At 41.1% G+C, this 17,302-nt stretch carries 12 protein-coding genes; 2 read left to right on the top strand and 10 right to left on the bottom strand.

The annotated features are described in order from the left end of the window. Positions 1-73: 73 nt before the first annotated feature. The 9 genes from BWX39_RS06205 to BWX39_RS06170 form a co-directional block, all read right to left on the bottom strand. The gene (locus tag BWX39_RS06205) at positions 74-502 is read right to left on the bottom strand and encodes a biotin/lipoyl-containing protein (RefSeq protein WP_028906285.1); all 429 of its coding nucleotides are present in this window, start codon (positions 500-502) and stop codon (positions 74-76) included. Between the two features lie 6 nt (positions 503-508). Further along, entirely contained in the window at positions 509-658 is a 150-nt protein-coding gene (locus BWX39_RS12240) for a hypothetical protein (protein ID WP_014709992.1), read from the bottom strand. Positions 659-690: 32 nt separating this feature from the next. Beyond that, positions 691-2,256, bottom strand: coding sequence for an acyl-CoA carboxylase subunit beta (locus BWX39_RS06200; protein WP_028906284.1), 1,566 nt, complete (start codon positions 2,254-2,256; stop codon positions 691-693). A gap of 268 nt (positions 2,257-2,524) precedes the next feature. Beyond that, entirely contained in the window at positions 2,525-4,264 is a 1,740-nt protein-coding gene (locus tag BWX39_RS06195) for a DEAD/DEAH box helicase (RefSeq protein WP_028906283.1), read from the bottom strand. Positions 4,265-4,320: 56 nt separating this feature from the next. Continuing rightward, positions 4,321-5,547 (bottom strand): LptF/LptG family permease, encoded by a 1,227-nt coding sequence (locus BWX39_RS06190; protein WP_028906282.1) that lies wholly within the window; start codon positions 5,545-5,547, stop codon positions 4,321-4,323. 9 nt (positions 5,548-5,556) lie between these two features. Further along, positions 5,557-6,684 (bottom strand): tRNA guanosine(34) transglycosylase Tgt, encoded by a 1,128-nt coding sequence (gene tgt, locus BWX39_RS06185; RefSeq protein ID WP_028906281.1) that lies wholly within the window; start codon positions 6,682-6,684, stop codon positions 5,557-5,559. Further along, positions 6,674-9,148, bottom strand: coding sequence for an endopeptidase La (lon, locus tag BWX39_RS06180; protein ID WP_028906280.1), 2,475 nt, complete (start codon positions 9,146-9,148; stop codon positions 6,674-6,676). The genes tgt and lon overlap by 11 nt, the downstream gene beginning before the upstream one ends. A gap of 107 nt (positions 9,149-9,255) precedes the next feature. After that, a complete protein-coding gene (locus BWX39_RS06175; RefSeq protein WP_028906279.1) occupies positions 9,256-9,948 on the bottom strand; it encodes a tRNA1(Val) (adenine(37)-N6)-methyltransferase in 693 nt (230 codons plus the stop codon). Next, positions 9,949-10,977, bottom strand: a complete 1,029-nt coding sequence (locus BWX39_RS06170) for a diacylglycerol/lipid kinase family protein (protein ID WP_028906278.1) — start codon at positions 10,975-10,977, stop codon at positions 9,949-9,951. It abuts the gene before it with no gap. Between the two features lie 188 nt (positions 10,978-11,165). On the opposite strand from BWX39_RS06170, the gene spt reads away from it, so the two are divergent. After that, positions 11,166-12,356, top strand: coding sequence for a serine palmitoyltransferase (spt, locus tag BWX39_RS06165; RefSeq protein WP_028906277.1), 1,191 nt, complete (start codon positions 11,166-11,168; stop codon positions 12,354-12,356). A gap of 968 nt (positions 12,357-13,324) precedes the next feature. On the opposite strand, the gene BWX39_RS06160 is transcribed toward spt, so the two are convergent. Then, positions 13,325-13,990: a hypothetical protein gene (locus BWX39_RS06160; protein WP_014710002.1), complete on the bottom strand. Its 666-nt coding sequence runs from the start codon at positions 13,988-13,990 to the stop codon at positions 13,325-13,327. 184 nt (positions 13,991-14,174) lie between these two features. Between BWX39_RS06160 and uvrA the strand changes: the two genes are divergently transcribed. Further along, a complete protein-coding gene (gene uvrA, locus BWX39_RS06155) occupies positions 14,175-17,036 on the top strand; it encodes an excinuclease ABC subunit UvrA (RefSeq protein WP_028906276.1) in 2,862 nt (953 codons plus the stop codon). Positions 17,037-17,302 lie beyond the last annotated feature (266 nt).

Genomic DNA, 17,302 nt, shown 5'->3' with positions numbered 1-17,302 from the left:
TAAAGTGTTATGAATGGATTTCGTTATAGTATGCGCTGTCTGTCAAACAGAAAGCGTGTATATTCTTGTTGGCTTACTCTATTACTACCAATGCTTCGTCTTCGAGTACAGCTTGACCAACTTTTACGACGATGGCTGTAACTTTACCGTCCTTTTCAGCTTCGATGCTGTTTTGCATCTTCATAGCTTCGAGCACGAGAACTGTATCGCCTGCCTTAACTTCTTGGCCTACTGCAACTTCTATTGAAGTAATAGTGCCTGGAAGCGGAGCCTTTATGGCATTTGAAGCATTGAAGTTTGCTGGTGCTGATGCGCCTTCAGTCTCGCTTTCAGCAACGGGTTTGCCTAATTCTACCTTCTTCTTTTCTGGCTCAGCAGGTGCTTCCATCTGAACCTTATATTCCTCACCATTCACCGTGATGTCAGCAACGTTGTCGTCGCCAATGCTGTTTATAACGACATTATATTCTTTGCCGTCAATCGTATATTTAAATTCTTTCATTTTGTCTTATGGTTTCTTTGTCATAATCTCGAACTTGGCATTCCACATTGTCTGCTTTGGCTTTATTGTGATGATGCCAGATTCTACATCGTGAACGTTATTGCCTGCATACTCATAGAGTGCCATGGCAATTGCAGCATATATATTATTGTTCATTTACAGATGTTTTTTATAAAGGAAACTTGCAATTACATTGGCATACAACCATGCTTCTTGGCTGGTAAGTCTTGCTTCTTGTTTGCTAACTGTGCAAGACCACGGCAGATGCGGAAACGTGTGTTGCGTGGCTCGATTACATCGTCGATGTAGCCATATTGAGCTGCCTGATATGGATTTGCAAACTTTTCTGTGTATTCTTCTTCTTTCTCGGCAAGGAATTGTTTAACATCGCCACCAGCTTCCTTGACTTCCTTCGCTTCTTTTCCGCAAAGTACGGCAACTGCACCCGATGCACCCATAACGGCAATTTCCGAACTTGGCCAAGCATAGTTAAGGTCTGAGCGCAATTGCTTGCAGCCCATAACGATGTGAGAACCACCATAGCTCTTGCGAAGTGTAATGGTAATCTTTGGAACGGTAGCTTCGCCGTAAGCGTAAAGCAACTGGGCACCGTGTAAAATAACAGCATTGTATTCCTGACCAGTACCTGGGAGGAAGCCCGGAACGTCTACAAGCGAAACGATAGGAATATTGAAAGCATCGCAGAAACGTACGAAGCGTGCGCCCTTACGGCTGGCATTGGCATCGAGAACACCTGCATAGGCAGATGGTTGGTTGGCTACGATACCTACACTCTGACCGTTGAAGCGTGCAAAACCTGTGATAATGTTCTTTGCGAACTTAGGTTGCACCTCGAAGAACTCTCCGTTGTCGGTTACAGCCTTAATCACCTTATACATATCGTATGCCTGATTAGGGTCGTCAGGTATGATTTCGTTCAACAAATCTTCCTTGCGGTCGATAGGGTCGGTGCATTCTACGCGTGGAGCTTCTTCACGGTTGTTGGAAGGAATGTAAGAAAGCAGGGTCTTAATAATGTCCATTGCCTCTTCTTCTGTCTTTGCCGTGAAACCTGTAACACCGCTCTTTGTAGCGTGTACGCTTGCACCGCCAAGTCCTTCAGCGTCAATGTCTTCTCCCGTTACGGTCTTAACAACCTTCGGTCCTGTAAGGAACATATAGCTTGTGTCCTCTTTCATAATGATGAAATCGGTGAGGGCAGGAGAGTAAACAGCACCACCAGCACAAGGACCAAGAATGCTTGAAATTTGTGGAATAACACCAGAAGCGAGAATATTGCGCTCGAAGATTTCGGCGTAACCTGCCAAAGATGTGATACCTTCCTGAATACGTGCACCACCAGAGTCGTTCATACAGATTACAGGAGCACCATTTGTCATAGCCATATCCATAATCTTGCAAATCTTCTGTGCCATTGTTTCTGACAAAGAACCGCCATTAACGGTAAAGTCTTGTGCGTAAACGTAAACAAGGCGACTGTCGATAGTTGCTGAACCAGCTACTACGCCATCGCCAAAGTATTGTTTCTTCTCCATTCCAAAGTTATGGCAACGGTGAAGTTTGAACATATCGTATTCTTCAAAGCTACCTTTGTCTATCAACATCTCAATGCGCTCGCGTGCAGTATATTTACCACGAGCGTGTTGCTTCTCGATAGCTTTTTCGCCACCACCTAAGCGAGCTTGCTCTCTTTTGGCTACGAGTTCCTTGATTTTTTCTGTTTGTTTACTCATAATGTATTTATTTCTTGTAAATTTCTAATTAGTATGACGGACTTGTAATTCCGCCATTTCGATGCAAAAATACGAAAAAAAGCCCACTTACAATAAATTAGGCTCTTTAAAGTTTGTTAAGGTTTTGTGTTGAAATGAGAGGATACAAAAAATGCCTCTATTCACTTTGCGATTTGCTTGCAAAGTAAATAGAGGCTATTCGGTAAATATTGAGGTTTTGAGTAAGTGCGTTTTACTTGTTTTCAACAATATTATGCAAAAACATTGTTTACTTTTTACCGAACTTGCTCAACCATTTTAAAGGTTTCTTTATTAACGATTTAAGTCCGCTTTCTGAATTTCTTGCTGCCGACATATTGTCTTTAATATCGTATTTTGTGCTCTTTCGAGGTTTGTTTTCCTCTATTGGGCGTTGCTTTTTCTTATTTCTTTTTTTATTGGACTTAGTGGATTTGGCTTCGGCAGTTTGATTTGCGTTCTTGCGCTGCTGCTCATTTCCCTCCTTTTTGCCACTTGTAGACTTGGCGTTCCTGTTGTTTCTTTGCTTTTGGTCAGCCTTGTTGGTTTCTTCCGCCTTCTTATTCTGACCTCTGTTTTGTTTGTCTTCTATTTCAGTTGCAGAAGGCTTTCTGTTGCGACGGTTGTTTTTGCTTGACTTTTCCCTATCCTGCTTTTTCTCTTCGCTGCCCTGTGCAGTGGTGTTTTTAGGCTCTTTGTCTGCAAAGTCCTTGTTAGCAGGCTGTTGGCGATTGCTCTTTTTGTTGTTGCGAGTCTTCTTGTCTTTATGGCTTTGCTGGTCGCGGTCTTTTCTGCGACGTGCTTTTGCACTTGTGCTTCTTCTTGGTTTTCCTGTACTTTTATACTCGGGAGCTTCGCCCATTCCCTCTGGCAATGGAACTTTTTCTACTTCTTTATCCAAGAATTTCTCTATTTGCTGGAAGTAGTAAATGTCGTCTTCGCTTACGAAGGTTATAGCTACTCCGTCGCGGTCAGCACGTGCTGTACGTCCAATTCGGTGTACATAATCTTCTGCATCGTGTGGCACGTCGTAGTTGATAACCATTGTAATATCGTCAATGTCAATTCCTCTTGCCAAAATATCGGTAGCTACAAGCACATCAATCTGTCCGCTCTTGAACTTGAACATCATTTCGTCGCGTTGCACTTGGTCTAAATCGGAGTGCATCTGGCCACAATTTATCTTCTTCTGATTGAGCGATAAAGCTATTTGCTTTACTTTTTGCTTTGAGCCAGAGAAGATTATGACACGTTGAAGATTGCCCGACTTGAAGATGTCTTTCACGATTTCCATCTTCTGGGTCTCGTGGCAGACGTATGCTATTTGGCATATTTTCTCGGCAGGCTTGCTGACTGCAAGCTTAATGACAGAAGGATTGTTGAGCAAAGTCTGTGCAAGCTCTTCTATCTTCTGCGGCATTGTTGCCGAGAACATGATAGTCTGGCAGGTTTTAGGAAGTTTTTTCTGAATGGTTAGAATATCGTCTGCGAATCCCATATCCAACATTCTGTCTGCCTCATCGAGTATGAAGAAACTGAGTTTGGAAAGGTCTACATTTCCTAAAGATATGTGTGAGATGAAGCGTCCTGGGGTAGCGATAATCACATCAGCACCCAACGACAGGCTTTTAATCTCTTGATCGTAGCGGTTTCCGTCGTTTCCACCATAAACAGCAACGCACGAAACACCATTCAGATAGTATGAAAAGCCTTGGAAAGCTTGGTCTATTTGCTGGGCTAATTCGCGGGTTGGCGACATAATCAAACAGTTTATAGCATCTTCAGGATAGCCTCCATCGGCAAGTTTCGAGAGTACGGGAAGCAAGTATGCGGCAGTTTTGCCTGTTCCTGTTTGCGCTACTCCCAAAATATCTTTACCTTTTAATATTTCTGGAATACATTTTTCCTGAACAGGTGTGCATTGCTCGAAGCGCATATCGTAAAGCGCATCGAGTATATCGTCATTTAAATCTAAACTTTCAAAATCCATATTATTTTGTTTTTACCCTTCTCGCAAAGGGTGTTCTTTAACTATTTCTTTATTTATTAATTAGGTGCGTGGCGGTAGCAGAAGTATGCTATCGCTGCAAAAATTATATTTGGAATCCACGCTGCCAATATAGGTGGGGTGTTTGCGTTGATGGCAAAAGTGGACGAAACGGTTTGCAAAAGAATGTAACTCACACTTAATGCAAGACCAATGCCAAGATACATTCCCATTCCACCTTTTCGTTTGCGCGATGATAGCGATAAACCTATAATGGTTAGAACGAACGATGAGAACGACATTGCTATGCGCTTGTGGTATTCTACCTCGTATTGTACTACATTTTTAGAGCCTCTACTGGTTTGTTTGGAAATGTAGTCAAGCAATTCGGGCGATGTAAATGTTTCTTGTTGCCCTTTTGAATAAACCAAATCGGTAGGTTCCATCATTATAACGGTGTCCATTTCAGCCCCTGTTGTAATGTGTTCTTTCAGCCCTTTCAGCTTTCTGATTTTCCAATTCGATATTTTCCAATGATACTTTGCATCGGCAATGGTATCGTATTGTATCTCGCTTGCTGTTAAATGGTCTATAAGTTTGTTGCCATCGAATTTGTCTAACGAAAATCCATAGCCTCGTTTGTATTTGTCGTCATAGTTCTGTATGTAAGCCACAGTGTTCTCAGCGACCTTTAATTGCACATTTTCGGCAGCTGTATTCTTTTTGGAATTAAGATAGAGGGACTTGAAATTTAAGCGTATTACAGTTCCGTGTGGTATAACAAAACTATTTAAATAGTAAGTTAAACCAGCTATCAGTACACACGAAATCATATAGGGACGCATCAGACGGTTAAACGAAACGCCCGCTGCAAGCATGGAAATGATTTCCGAGTTGCCTGCTAACTTCGATGTGAAGAATATTACGGCGATGAAAACAAATAGGGGAGAGAAGAGATTGGAATAGTATGGAACGAAGTTTGCATAGTAATCGAAGATGATGGCACGCCACGGAGCTTGGTATTCGGTAAGTTTCGATAAGTTCTCGTTAAAGTCGAATATTATTGCAATAGAGATAATGAGAATTATCGAAAATATGTAAGTTCCTATAAACTTCTTGATGATGTACCAATCTAATAAGCCAACAAGATATTTTGGGTGAAGAAAAGGCAGATGATTTCTTAACCATTTCAAAGCATTGATTGCAGTTGTTGTAAGTTGGAGATGTTTTAAGTTCTCCAACTTATTGGCTGCAATGTTTATTATCTTGTTGAATTGATTTCTCATCTAATACTATTATAAGCGTCGTCCTAACTTTTCAATGATAGAGGATTTCCATTGTGTGAAGTCTCCTTTTTCTATATGGGCACGTGCATCGGTAACCAGACGAAGATAAAAGGCAATGTTGTGAATACTTGCAATTTGCATTGCGAGTAACTCGCCAGCTTTAAATAGATGATGTAAATAGGCTTTCGATGTTATTACATCAATGTCGCAGCCATCGGCATCTACTGACGAGAAATCGTTTTCCCATTTCTTATTGCGCATATTCATTGTACCCTCGTAGGTGAAAAGCATTGCATTGCGCCCATTTCTGGTTGGCATGACACAATCGAACATATCTACACCGCGTTCAATTCCTTCGAGAATGTTTTGTGGAGTACCTACTCCCATTAAATAGCGAGGCTTGTCTTTCGGTAGAATATCGTTTACAACTTCTATCATTTCATACATTACCTCGGTAGGTTCGCCCACTGCAAGTCCGCCAATAGCATTTCCGTCAGCCCCTTTGTCAGCTACAAATTTTGCAGCTTCTGTTCGTAAGTCTTTGTAAGTACACCCTTGAACAATAGGGAAGAGGCTTTGTTTGTATCCATATAACGGTTCTGTTTCGTTGAAACGCTTGATACAACGGTCTAACCAACGTTGTGTTAAGCCCAGACTACGCTTTGAATATGCGTAATCGCTATTGCCTGGAGGACATTCGTCGAAAGCCATTATAATGTCAGCACCTATAATACGCTGTGTGTCCATAACGTTTTCAGGTGTGAATATATGCTTGGAACCGTCGATATGGCTTCTAAATTGGCAGCCTTCTTCTGAAAGTTTACGAATGCCTGTTAATGAAAACACTTGAAAGCCACCAGAGTCCGTTAGTATCGGACGATTCCAACCATTGAATTTGTGCAATCCGCCAGCAGCTTTCAATACTTCTAATCCAGGACGCAAATACAGATGGTAGGTGTTGCCAAGTATGATTTGCGCCTTGACTTGTTCAACAAGTTCAGAGAAATGAACTCCTTTAACCGTGCCTGCAGTACCAACGGGCATAAAGATGGGTGTCTTTATTTGTCCGTGGTCTGTAGTTATTAAACCTGTTCGTGCATTACTTGCGTTGTCGGTACATTGAAGCTCAAATGTCATTCTGTGTTGTTTTTATTATTTCTTCCTTGATTGTAAAATCAATAGGATTGGATACCATTTCATCTGTTAATGCGAAATCCCATACCTGTTGTATGTTTTCCACATAGTGAAATTCTACACCTTTGCGATACTTTTCTGGAATTTCCTCAATATCCTTGCGGTTTTCCTTGCACATAATAATGTCGGTAATGCCAGCGCGCTTAGCTGCAAGTATTTTTTCTTTGATACCACCAACAGGAAGTACTTTGCCACGAAGGGTTATTTCGCCTGTCATAGCTGTATTCTTTCTAACTTTGCGCTGTGTTAATGCCGAAGCTATACTTGTTGCAATGGTGATACCGGCAGAAGGACCGTCTTTAGGAGTAGCTCCTTCAGGAACGTGGATATGTATGTTCCATTGGTCGAAGATACGATAATCTACCTTTAGTGACTCGATATGTGCCTTAACATATTCAAGAGCAATGATTGCAGACTCTTTCATAACATCGCCAAGGTTACCAGTCAGTGTCAGCTTTCCAGCCTTTCCTTTTGACAATGATGTTTCAATGAATAGTATTTCGCCTCCGACACTTGTCCAAGCCAGCCCCGTAACAACTCCAGCATAGTCGTTTCCTTGATATATGTCGCGATAGAAAGGTGGCTTTCCAAGCAAGCCTTCTAATTCGACAGGGGTTATTTTATTGTATGGCAATGTGTCGTCTACTGCCTGTTTGTATGCCAATTTACGCAATGATTTGTTGATTTGCTTCTCTAATTGTCGTACTCCGCTTTCCCGTGTATAGCTTTCTATTATCTTTTCTAAAGCAGGTTTGCTGAACTTCAGTTTCGGATTAGATATGTCTAAACCTGTATTTGAAAGTTCTTTAGGGAATAAATGGCGTTTTGCTATTTCTATCTTCTCTTCTGTAATATAGCCTGAAACTTCAATTATCTCCATACGGTCGAGCAATGGCTTCGGTATGGCGTTAATGTCGTTAGCTGTTGCCAAGAACAGAACCTTTGAGAGGTCGTAATCTATATCAAGATAGTTGTCGTGGAAAGCATTGTTTTGTTCAGGGTCGAGAACTTCCAACAAGGCTGAAGCGGGGTCGCCATTGATGGTATTCTGCGTAACTTTGTCGATTTCATCAAGAATAAATACAGGATTAGACGAACCTGCCTTTTGTATATTTTTAATGATGCGCCCTGGCATAGCTCCGATATATGTACGGCGATGGCCGCGTATTTCCGATTCGTCGTGTAGACCGCCCAATGACATACGGACATACTTGCGCTTCATAGATTCGGCTATACTCTTTCCAAGACTTGTCTTTCCTACTCCCGGAGGACCATATAAGCAAAGAATAGGCGATTTCAAACTACCTCTTAGTTTAAGTACAGCCATATATTCGAGAATACGTTCCTTTACTTTTTCCATTCCGTAATGGTCGCGGTCAAGTACTTTCTGGGCACGCTTCAAGTCTAAATCGTCTTTGGTAAACTCGTTCCAAGGAAGATTTACCATAGTTTGCAAATAGTTTATCTGCACGCTATAATCAGGACTTTGCGGATTTAGCGTATTTAGTTTGTCGAGTTCCTTTTGGAAAACCTTTGCTGTTTCTTCCGACCACTTCTTTTGGGCAGCTTTTTTGATAAGCTCTTTCTTTTCAGGTGTACCATCACCATCGCCCAGCTCTTCTTGAATGTTCTTTATCTGTTGGTGCAGGAAATATTCGCGTTGCTGTTCGTCAAGGTCTTCTCGTGTTTTAGAGCGTATATTTTGACGGAGATGCTGGAATTGAATTTCTCTATTCAATATCTTCATCAGTCGGAACAAGCGGTCTTTTATAGAATCTTCTTCCAATAAGTGCATTTTGTCCGATACACTGAATGGCATATTTGCACAAACATAATTTACTGAAACCACAGAGTTTGTTATATTGTCGAGGGCAAATTGCGAGTCGTCAGGAATATCATCGCTACCTTGTATGTATTCTTTTGCGGTTATCTTCATATCGTTTACCGCCGTAACGAATTCATTGTCGTTCTTGTCCGCTTGTTCGTCAGGTAGGGCGTGTGTTTTACCTACCATATATGGAACTTCCGATGTGATTTCGTCAAGCTGACAACGACCTAATCCTTGGAGAATAGCTGTTCTGTTCTCACCATTCATTGCCCCTGGCATATCAAACACGCGTACGAGTCTTGCATATATACCAGTGTGATATAAATCTTTTTCTTCAGGTTCGTCAATATTGCCATCTTTCTGGCTGATTACCGCAAAAACAGTTCCAGGGTGTTTCTCTAAATACTTCACCAATGTCAAGGTTGCCTTGCGCCCCACCAACACTGGCATTAGAACGCCTGGGAACATAACAAGATTGCGGGTTATGAAAACTGGAACTTCGCCTTCAACTTTTATATCAAAGTCAGGTAAATCTCCTTCGTAATCGGCAAACATTTGTATCGAATTATTTTGTTTCATCGAGATTTCATTAAATCATTTAGCATGCAAAATTACTAAATAAAAATAAGATAGGCAATATTTCTTTTATCTTTAATCTTAATAATGCCTAACTGATAGAATTTATGCTATTTAAGATAAAACTCTTTTGTTATTTCTTTGTACCATTCCGACTTGTTTCCTGCACCGTCTTGCAAGTATTCTGTTGTTGAAAAATATTTGTCTGGGACTTTGCCTAATTCTACTAAAATGCGCTTCGGTTGTTTGGAAGGAGTGGTTTTTACAAGTACTTTCTTTATAACTGAAAAGCCATTTAGAATGGCTTCAGGTTCTAAAATACGATACGATTCAACAGGAAGTACTAATGAAAAATGCCCATCGGGTGTGAGCAATTGATATGCACACTTTATCAAATCATTAAAAGGTAACGCATCTGTGTGCCGAGCAACAGTTCTGTTATTATCGTTGCTTTTCAATGAATCAACGAAATAGGGGGGATTGCAAATGATGGAATCGTATTTTTCTTTGGTTTCTGAATACGTTTGTAGCGAACAATGTTTCACCACTATTTGTTTGGCAAAGGGTGAGCGCAATACATTTTCTGTTGCCTGTATAACAGCGTTTTCGTCTATTTCAATGGCATCAATGTTGGCATCGGGAAACCGCTGCGCCATCATTAAAGCTATCAGTCCCGTTCCTGCGCCTATGTCAAGAATACGTTTACCGCCTTTTGCCCAGCTTCCTAATAAAACTCCATCGGTGCCAACTTTCATGGCACACTTGTCTTGTTCGATATGGAACTGCCTGAAAGTAAAGCCCATTTAAATATTAAGTTTTCTCAGAATGGTTTTATTTAACGCCTGAACTTTTCTGCTTTGTTTGTTGATATTGCTGCGTATCAGGTCGATGTTCGAGAATAGCTGTGAAAATGATGTCTGTATCATATTGGGTTGTTGTTGCTTTTTATGTTTGTTGGGGTTTACAACAACCTTGATACCCTTGCGTACAAGTTTAATATCAACATCGGTTCCAGCCATAATAGGGTCGCCGTCGAAATGAATTACCCCTTCTTCCTTTCTGTGAATGTGTATGTGTTTTGCTCTGAATGTTTTTATCTTTGAATTCTTGTCGAGCGTTTTGTTGAACATTTCTATCGCTACCTGCGGTGCTTCGAGTATGTCGAAAGGTTCCATAATGATAATATCCAACAATCCGTCGCTCATAGAAGCTTGTGGGGCTATGTAGGCATTGTTGCCATATTGCGAGGCATTGGCAACCGATATAAGAAATGCTTTATAATGGTGTATTCCTTCGTTGTCCTCAATATCGTATGTCTGCGGCTCGTATTTTAATCCTTCTTCCAATACTTTCTGAACGTATGTAATAAGACCACGCTTGCCCGCCTTTGCAAACTTCATTGATATGAAAGCATCGAATCCCATTCCGCAGGTACAGAAGAATGGTATGTCGTTAATCATACCATAGTCCAATTCGTGAATACACGCTAAGTTTAATATCTGAAGGCTTTTCTTCACATTAACAGGAATAGCCAGATGTCGTGCCAAACCATTGCCCGACCCAGTAGGTATGATGGCAATAGCCGTATCCGTATTAACGAGTGCTTTGCCCACTTCGTTTACGGTTCCGTCGCCCCCTATGGCTGCCACAATGTCGATTTTATCTTGTGCTGCCTGTTGTGCCAACTCTGTAGCATGGCCGGCATATTCTGTGTTTGCTATTTGGTAATCGAATAAATCTTTATCAATATACTTGTCGATTAATTCGGGAATGGAATCCTTTCTGCCAACTCCAGATTTAGGGTTTACTATGAATAGAATCTTCGCTTTCATATATCATTCTTTACTTCCTAAGGGAATTAAAGAACAAAATTACATATTTATGAGTATCTTATCATTATTTTATAGTGAAAAAAGTTTAATTCGTTAATCGATTAATATTTAATGCCATATTTCAACAAAAAATTGTATCTTTGCAGCCTAAAGAAAAAAAAGTAGCTTATGCTACACCTAATTTATATATGGGACAGTTACAAGAAAAGTACAAAAGTTACCGTGAACCGCAAAAATTTATGGAGATGGGAGTATATCCATATTTTCGCGAAATCACAAGTAAGCAAGGCACAGAAGTTACTGATATTGATGGACATAATATTTTAATGTTCGGTTCTAATGCCTACACAGGTTTGCCAAACGACCCAAGGGTTATAGAGGCAGGCAAGAAAGCCTTAGACAAATATGGTTCAGGTTGTGCTGGTAGCCGATTTCTGAATGGAACGCTCGATTTGCACGTACAGTTGGAGAAAGAACTCGCAGAGTATATGAACAAAGAAGACGTTCTTTGTTTCTCAACAGGGTTTTCTGTAAACTCGGGTGTCTTGGCATCGGTGGTAGGACGTGGTGATTATATTATCTGCGACGACCGCGACCACGCAAGTATTGTAGACGGAAGACGTTTGAGCTTTGCCACACAGCTTCATTACAAGCACAACGATATGGAAGACCTTGAGCGTGTACTGCAGAAGTTGCCACAAGAAGCCATTAAGCTCATCGTAGTCGATGGTGTTTTCTCAATGGAGGGCGACCTTGCAAATCTTCCAGAAATAGTAAGGTTGAAGCATAAGTATAATTGCTCTGTCATGGTAGACGAGGCTCATGGATTGGGTGTTTTCGGCAAGCAGGGTAGAGGAGTTTGCGACCATTTCGGCTTGACCGATGATGTAGACCTTATTATGGGAACTTTCTCAAAGAGTCTTGCTTCTATTGGTGGTTTCATCGCAGGCGACAAGGATACCATCAACTTCCTACGCCACACGTGCCGAACTTATATCTTCTCTGCAAGTAACACACCTTCTGCTACAGCTGCCGCATTGGAAGCATTGCACATTATGCAAGCAGAACCCGAACGCCAAGAACGCTTATGGGAAGTTACAAACTATGCTTTGCAGCGTTTCCGTGAAGAAGGTTTTGAGATTGGTGATACCGCAAGTCCGATAATCCCACTTTATGTGCGCGATATTCATAAAACATTTATCGTTACCAAAATGGCTTACGATGCAGGTGTATTCATCAATCCTGTTATTCCACCAGCCTGCGCTCCGCAAGATACACTCGTAAGATTTGCGCTTATGGCAACACATACAAAAGAACAGGTTGAACGTGGTGTGGAAATTCTAAAGAAGATATTCCAGGAACAAGGCATTATCAAATAGTTTTTAATTTATTGCTGTCCGGTAAAACTTTTTTGGAGCTATCTGTGTTAGTAAAAATAGACTTAAACTTATTATTTCTTAGAATTATCGGTTATTATAGGTCTTTTCTTGTCAAAATAAGTGCATTTTATAATGCTTACAGTTTGAAACTGAAAACCAAGCCCCTGGATGAGTAAAACGGCTGCAATACCGATGGACAAAGAGATACAGAGCTTTCAGTTTATTTTTACCGGACAGCAATATTTTTAATTGATATTTGCTGAAATCTTTTGGTGAAATATAAAAGACTTGCAATCGCTGAAAATATGCGGTTGCAAGTCTTCTTTTTTTGTTTAAACCTCTCAAAAGTACCATACGTTTAAATACATCTATCGTTTTAATAGGATTTTATAGGTGAAACAACTTTCTTCTTAGCTGCTTACGGCAGTTGCTAAACGGCATAGAAAAGAGTAGATAGCATCTGTAAAGGCCTGATTCATCACGTTCCTAACACCTAAGAAAAATGATTTTGGATATGATGCCACAAAGAATCGCACCCCCTACGATGCAACTTTGATTTACGCATAGAATCGCCTTTGTTTTGTAAAGATAATTCCCTTAAAAAGTGATAACTGCGCTTTGGCATTGCGAAAGCGGCTCTTTTGCAACGCAAAACCTACGCTTTTGCCGTGCAAAACAGCCGCTTTTGGAACACAAAACAATAGGTTTTGCAATGCATTGATAACGAGGAGATTACGTAATACTTATTGTTGTGAAAAATATTTACAGCTTTATAGTTCGTTTTCCGTTTCTGAAATGAGGAATGGAGGGCTTACGGTGTAGGGAGCTAAAGAGTGCTTTCTACTTGGAAAAGTGAAACTGTATGCTTTTCAGCATAAAGTATCAATAGGTATTGAATTACTTTAAAATGCTATTATAAAAAAGCAAGCACATCTTGAACTTCTCGGTTCTTGATGTGCTTGCTTTTGTTATTTCTCTACACCATCTGTTGTTAAGAGTATTTTCTTGCCGTCGTATTCGGCTTCAAAGTAAGGTGGTTCTTCTCTGAGCGAAATGCGGTCGTATTTGAAAGGTGTAACCAATGTTTCTTTTCCGTCAGGTAATACCAGTCCCAGTTTTCCGTCTAACTGTGCTATAATCGGCATTGTACGCAAGTCGTCTACGTATACGTAGCACGTGCGGACAAACTCGTATTTCGGACTTAGTATGGTGTTTCCTTGATAATCTACGATACCGAACTTGCCGTCTTTTTCGATTACTTGGTGGTATTGAATGTATGTTTCTTTCAATAAGTTCAGATAGTTTACCATCTTGCGCTTATCGTTCACCAATGTAACAAGGTATTCAAAAGTATCGGAGTAATTGGCAACCGAACGCACCAGCACCATTTTCATGTCAAGTCCCTTCAGTGCTTTGCGGTTTAAATCCAAGTAAAGTGCTATGGCTTTTTCTCTTTCTTCTAACGAGAGGTTCTCCAACGAATCTTCAAAACGCAACATTTGCGCTTTCGAACCGCGCATACCTTTAATGTAACGGTGTATTTGTCTGCCCATTTCCTTGCAAGCGAAATGTCTAATCTGTCGTTCTTCAACAGGGTCAGCAAAGTTGTGTATGATGTTATTCTGCTTTTTCATATCTATTTCTCCTTATCATTATGTAAGTCAGACATTGCGTTTGTTCTCTCTTTATTCCTTATTATATATAACCGCAGTTATTTTATTTCGGAATCAACATAGTGCAAATATACGAGATTTTAAGGAAGATACCAAAAGTTTTTTGTATTTTTGTACGGCAAAAAAGATAGACTTACCCAAGCAGATGGATAAAAAGAATAAACAAGAAGACGGTTATATAGAAGTAAAAGGTGCCAGAGTAAACAACTTGGCGAATGTAAACGTGAAGATTCCACGTGGAAAGTTCGTCATTATAGCTGGTGTTTCAGGTTCTGGTAAGTCATCGTTGGCTTTCGATACGCTTTATGCGGAAGGGCAGCGCAGATATGTTGAGAGCTTGTCGGCATACGCCCGTCAGTTCTTAGGCAGAATGGCAAAGCCCGAAGTAGACTTTATAAAAGGACTTCCACCTGCCATTGCAATAGAACAAAAGGTTATATCACGAAATCCTCGTTCTACGGTTGGTACCTCTACGGAGATATACGAATATCTGCGATTGCTTTATGCACGAATAGGCAGAACCATTAATCCTGCAACGGGAGAAGAGGTGAAACGACACACCGTGGAAGATGTTATACAGAAAGTGCAAAGCTATTCTGCTGGTACAAAGTTCTGTATTCTTGCCCCTTTGCACGTTCGTGAGGGTAGGAGTATTACGGCGCAGCTTGAGATGGAAGTACAGGAAGGCTATGCGCGCATTTATGTAGATGGCGAGATTGTGCGCATTGAAGATTGGATAGAAGCGCACGACGAGAAGGACATAGAAGGGGTAGAAAGTATTTATCTTGTTATCGACCGTCTCTCGGTTGATGATAGCAAGGAAGCAATCTCGCGCCTTACTGACTCTTGCGAAACTGCTTTCTTTGAAGGTGATGGTATGTTGAGGCTGATGTTCTTCCCATCTAAACTCTCTTACGACTTTTCTACGCGCTTTGAGGCTGACGGTATTAAGTTTGAAGACCCTAACGACAATATGTTTTCGTTCAATTCGCCGCTGGGAGCTTGTCCTACTTGCGAAGGCTTTGGACGTATTATGGGCATCGACGAACGTTTGGTAATATCTAACAGTTCGCTTTCTGTTTACGAGGGTTGTGTGCAATGTTGGCATGGCGAGAAGATGAAAGTATGGAACGATGAGTTCTGTCGAAGGGCAGCAAAGGATAATTTCCCTATCTTCAAACCCTATTTTGAATTGTCTCAAACAGAGAAAGACCAACTGTGGCATGGACTGCCAAGCGAAGCCGTCAATTCGCTTTCCGACCGTATTTGCATAGATTCCTTCTTCCAAATGGTAAAAGACAATCAATATAAGATACAGTATCGTGTCCTCTTGAGCCGATATAGAGGCAAGACTATCTGCCCCGATTGCCACGGACGGCGATTGAAAAAGGAAGCGACTTGGGTGAAAATAGCTGGAAAAGCTATTACCGATTTGGTGGAAATGCCAATTATAAACCTGAAGGAATGGTTCGATAATATAGAGCTGACGGAGCAAGAGAGAAACATTAGTAAACGGTTGATGTTGGAAATAACCAACCGTATTCAGTTCCTTGTAGATGTCGGACTTGGCTATCTTACACTGAATCGCCAATCAAACAGTCTCAGTGGTGGCGAAAGTCAGCGCATCAATCTTACAACATCGTTAGGTTCGTCGTTGGTAGGTTCGCTTTACATCTTGGACGAACCAAGTATCGGGCTGCATAGTCGCGACACCGACCGTCTTATCCACGTCTTGAAAGAGTTGCAAGCCATCGGAAATACTGTAATTGTGGTGGAACACGACGAAGAGATAATACGCTCGGCAGACTATCTTATTGACGTCGGTCCAGATGCAGGACGATTGGGTGGGCATATAGTATATAATGGTGTTGTGCCTGAAATCAACGATGCAAACAAAGCAGGCTTGTTGAAAGCTCACGCCGATTCGTACACAATAAAGTATCTTACCGCTGCAGAAACCATTGAAGTGCCGCAGAGTCGTCGCCCTTGGAATCTTTCTGTTGAAATAAAAGGTTGCCGAATGAACAACCTGAAAGGGTTAGATGCCAAAATACCGCTCAACGTCTTTACAGTTGTAACAGGCGTCAGTGGAAGCGGAAAGTCGTCGCTTATAAAGGGAACATTCTATCCAGCATTGAAGCGTCGCCTTGATGAAGTAACCGATTTGCCCGGTGAATATGCTTCGCTTACAGGCGATTTGGAGCAGATAGCGCACGTGGAATTTGTAGACCAAAACCCGATTGGAAAGAGTTCGCGCTCCAATCCTGCAACTTATGTGAAGGCATACGACGAAATCAGAAAGCTGTTTTCAGAGCAGCAACTTTCAAAGCAAATGGGCTATACACCCCAGTTCTTCTCGTTCAATGCAGATGGTGGACGGTGCGAAGAATGTAAAGGCGCAGGGGTAATAACCATCGAAATGCAGTTTATGGCAGACTTGGTTTTGGAATGTGAAGAATGCCATGGCAAACGCTTTAAGCGAGAAATCCTTGACGTTACCTTTGCTGGGAAGAACATTAACGACGTGTTGGATATGACGGTTTCCGAAGCAATACAGTTCTTTACCGCTAATAAGCAGAAAACAATCGTTACTCGTTTGCAGCCATTGGAAGATGTAGGGTTGGGCTATATTAAGTTAGGGCAAAGTTCTTCTACACTTTCGGGCGGTGAAAACCAACGTGTAAAACTTGCTTATTTTATAGGAAAGGAACGGCAAGAACCGTCGCTGTTCATCTTCGATGAGCCAACGACAGGTTTACATTTTCACGATATAAAACGCTTGCTGAAAGCTTTCGATGCGCTCATAGCAAAGGGACATTCGGTGCTTGTTATTGAACACAACCTTGATGTAATAAAGTGTGCAGACTACATTCTCGACATTGGACCTGATGGAGGCGATAATGGTGGCAAACTCGTTGCATTTGGCACCCCTGAAGAGATAGCCAACAACAAGGATAGCTTAACGGGAAAATACCTTGCAGAGAAATTATCTACAAATAATTTGTAGATACTAAAGGTAGTTGTAAGTACGAATGTACATAATTAAAGAGGTGTTTAAGGGAATTGGAAAAGACTCTTAAACCCTTTCAGCTAATGTTAGTTCGGTACAAGAAAGTAGGTTGAGCAAGCAATCTTGTAGGTTCTTTCAGCAAGCCCCTCTTTTAATAAAACAGTGAGAGTTCTTTCATTTAAATCTGTAAAAATAATTCCGTTAAAAAATGATAACTGTGCTTTGGCGTTGCGAAAGCGGCTGTTTTGCATCGCAAAACAGCC

The organism is Prevotella intermedia ATCC 25611 = DSM 20706, assembly GCF_001953955.1.
In the GTDB taxonomy this organism is placed as follows: domain Bacteria; phylum Bacteroidota; class Bacteroidia; order Bacteroidales; family Bacteroidaceae; genus Prevotella; species Prevotella intermedia.
The sequence above is the reverse complement of the archived record's forward strand: the minus strand, read 5'-3'. Positions and strand labels throughout refer to the sequence as shown.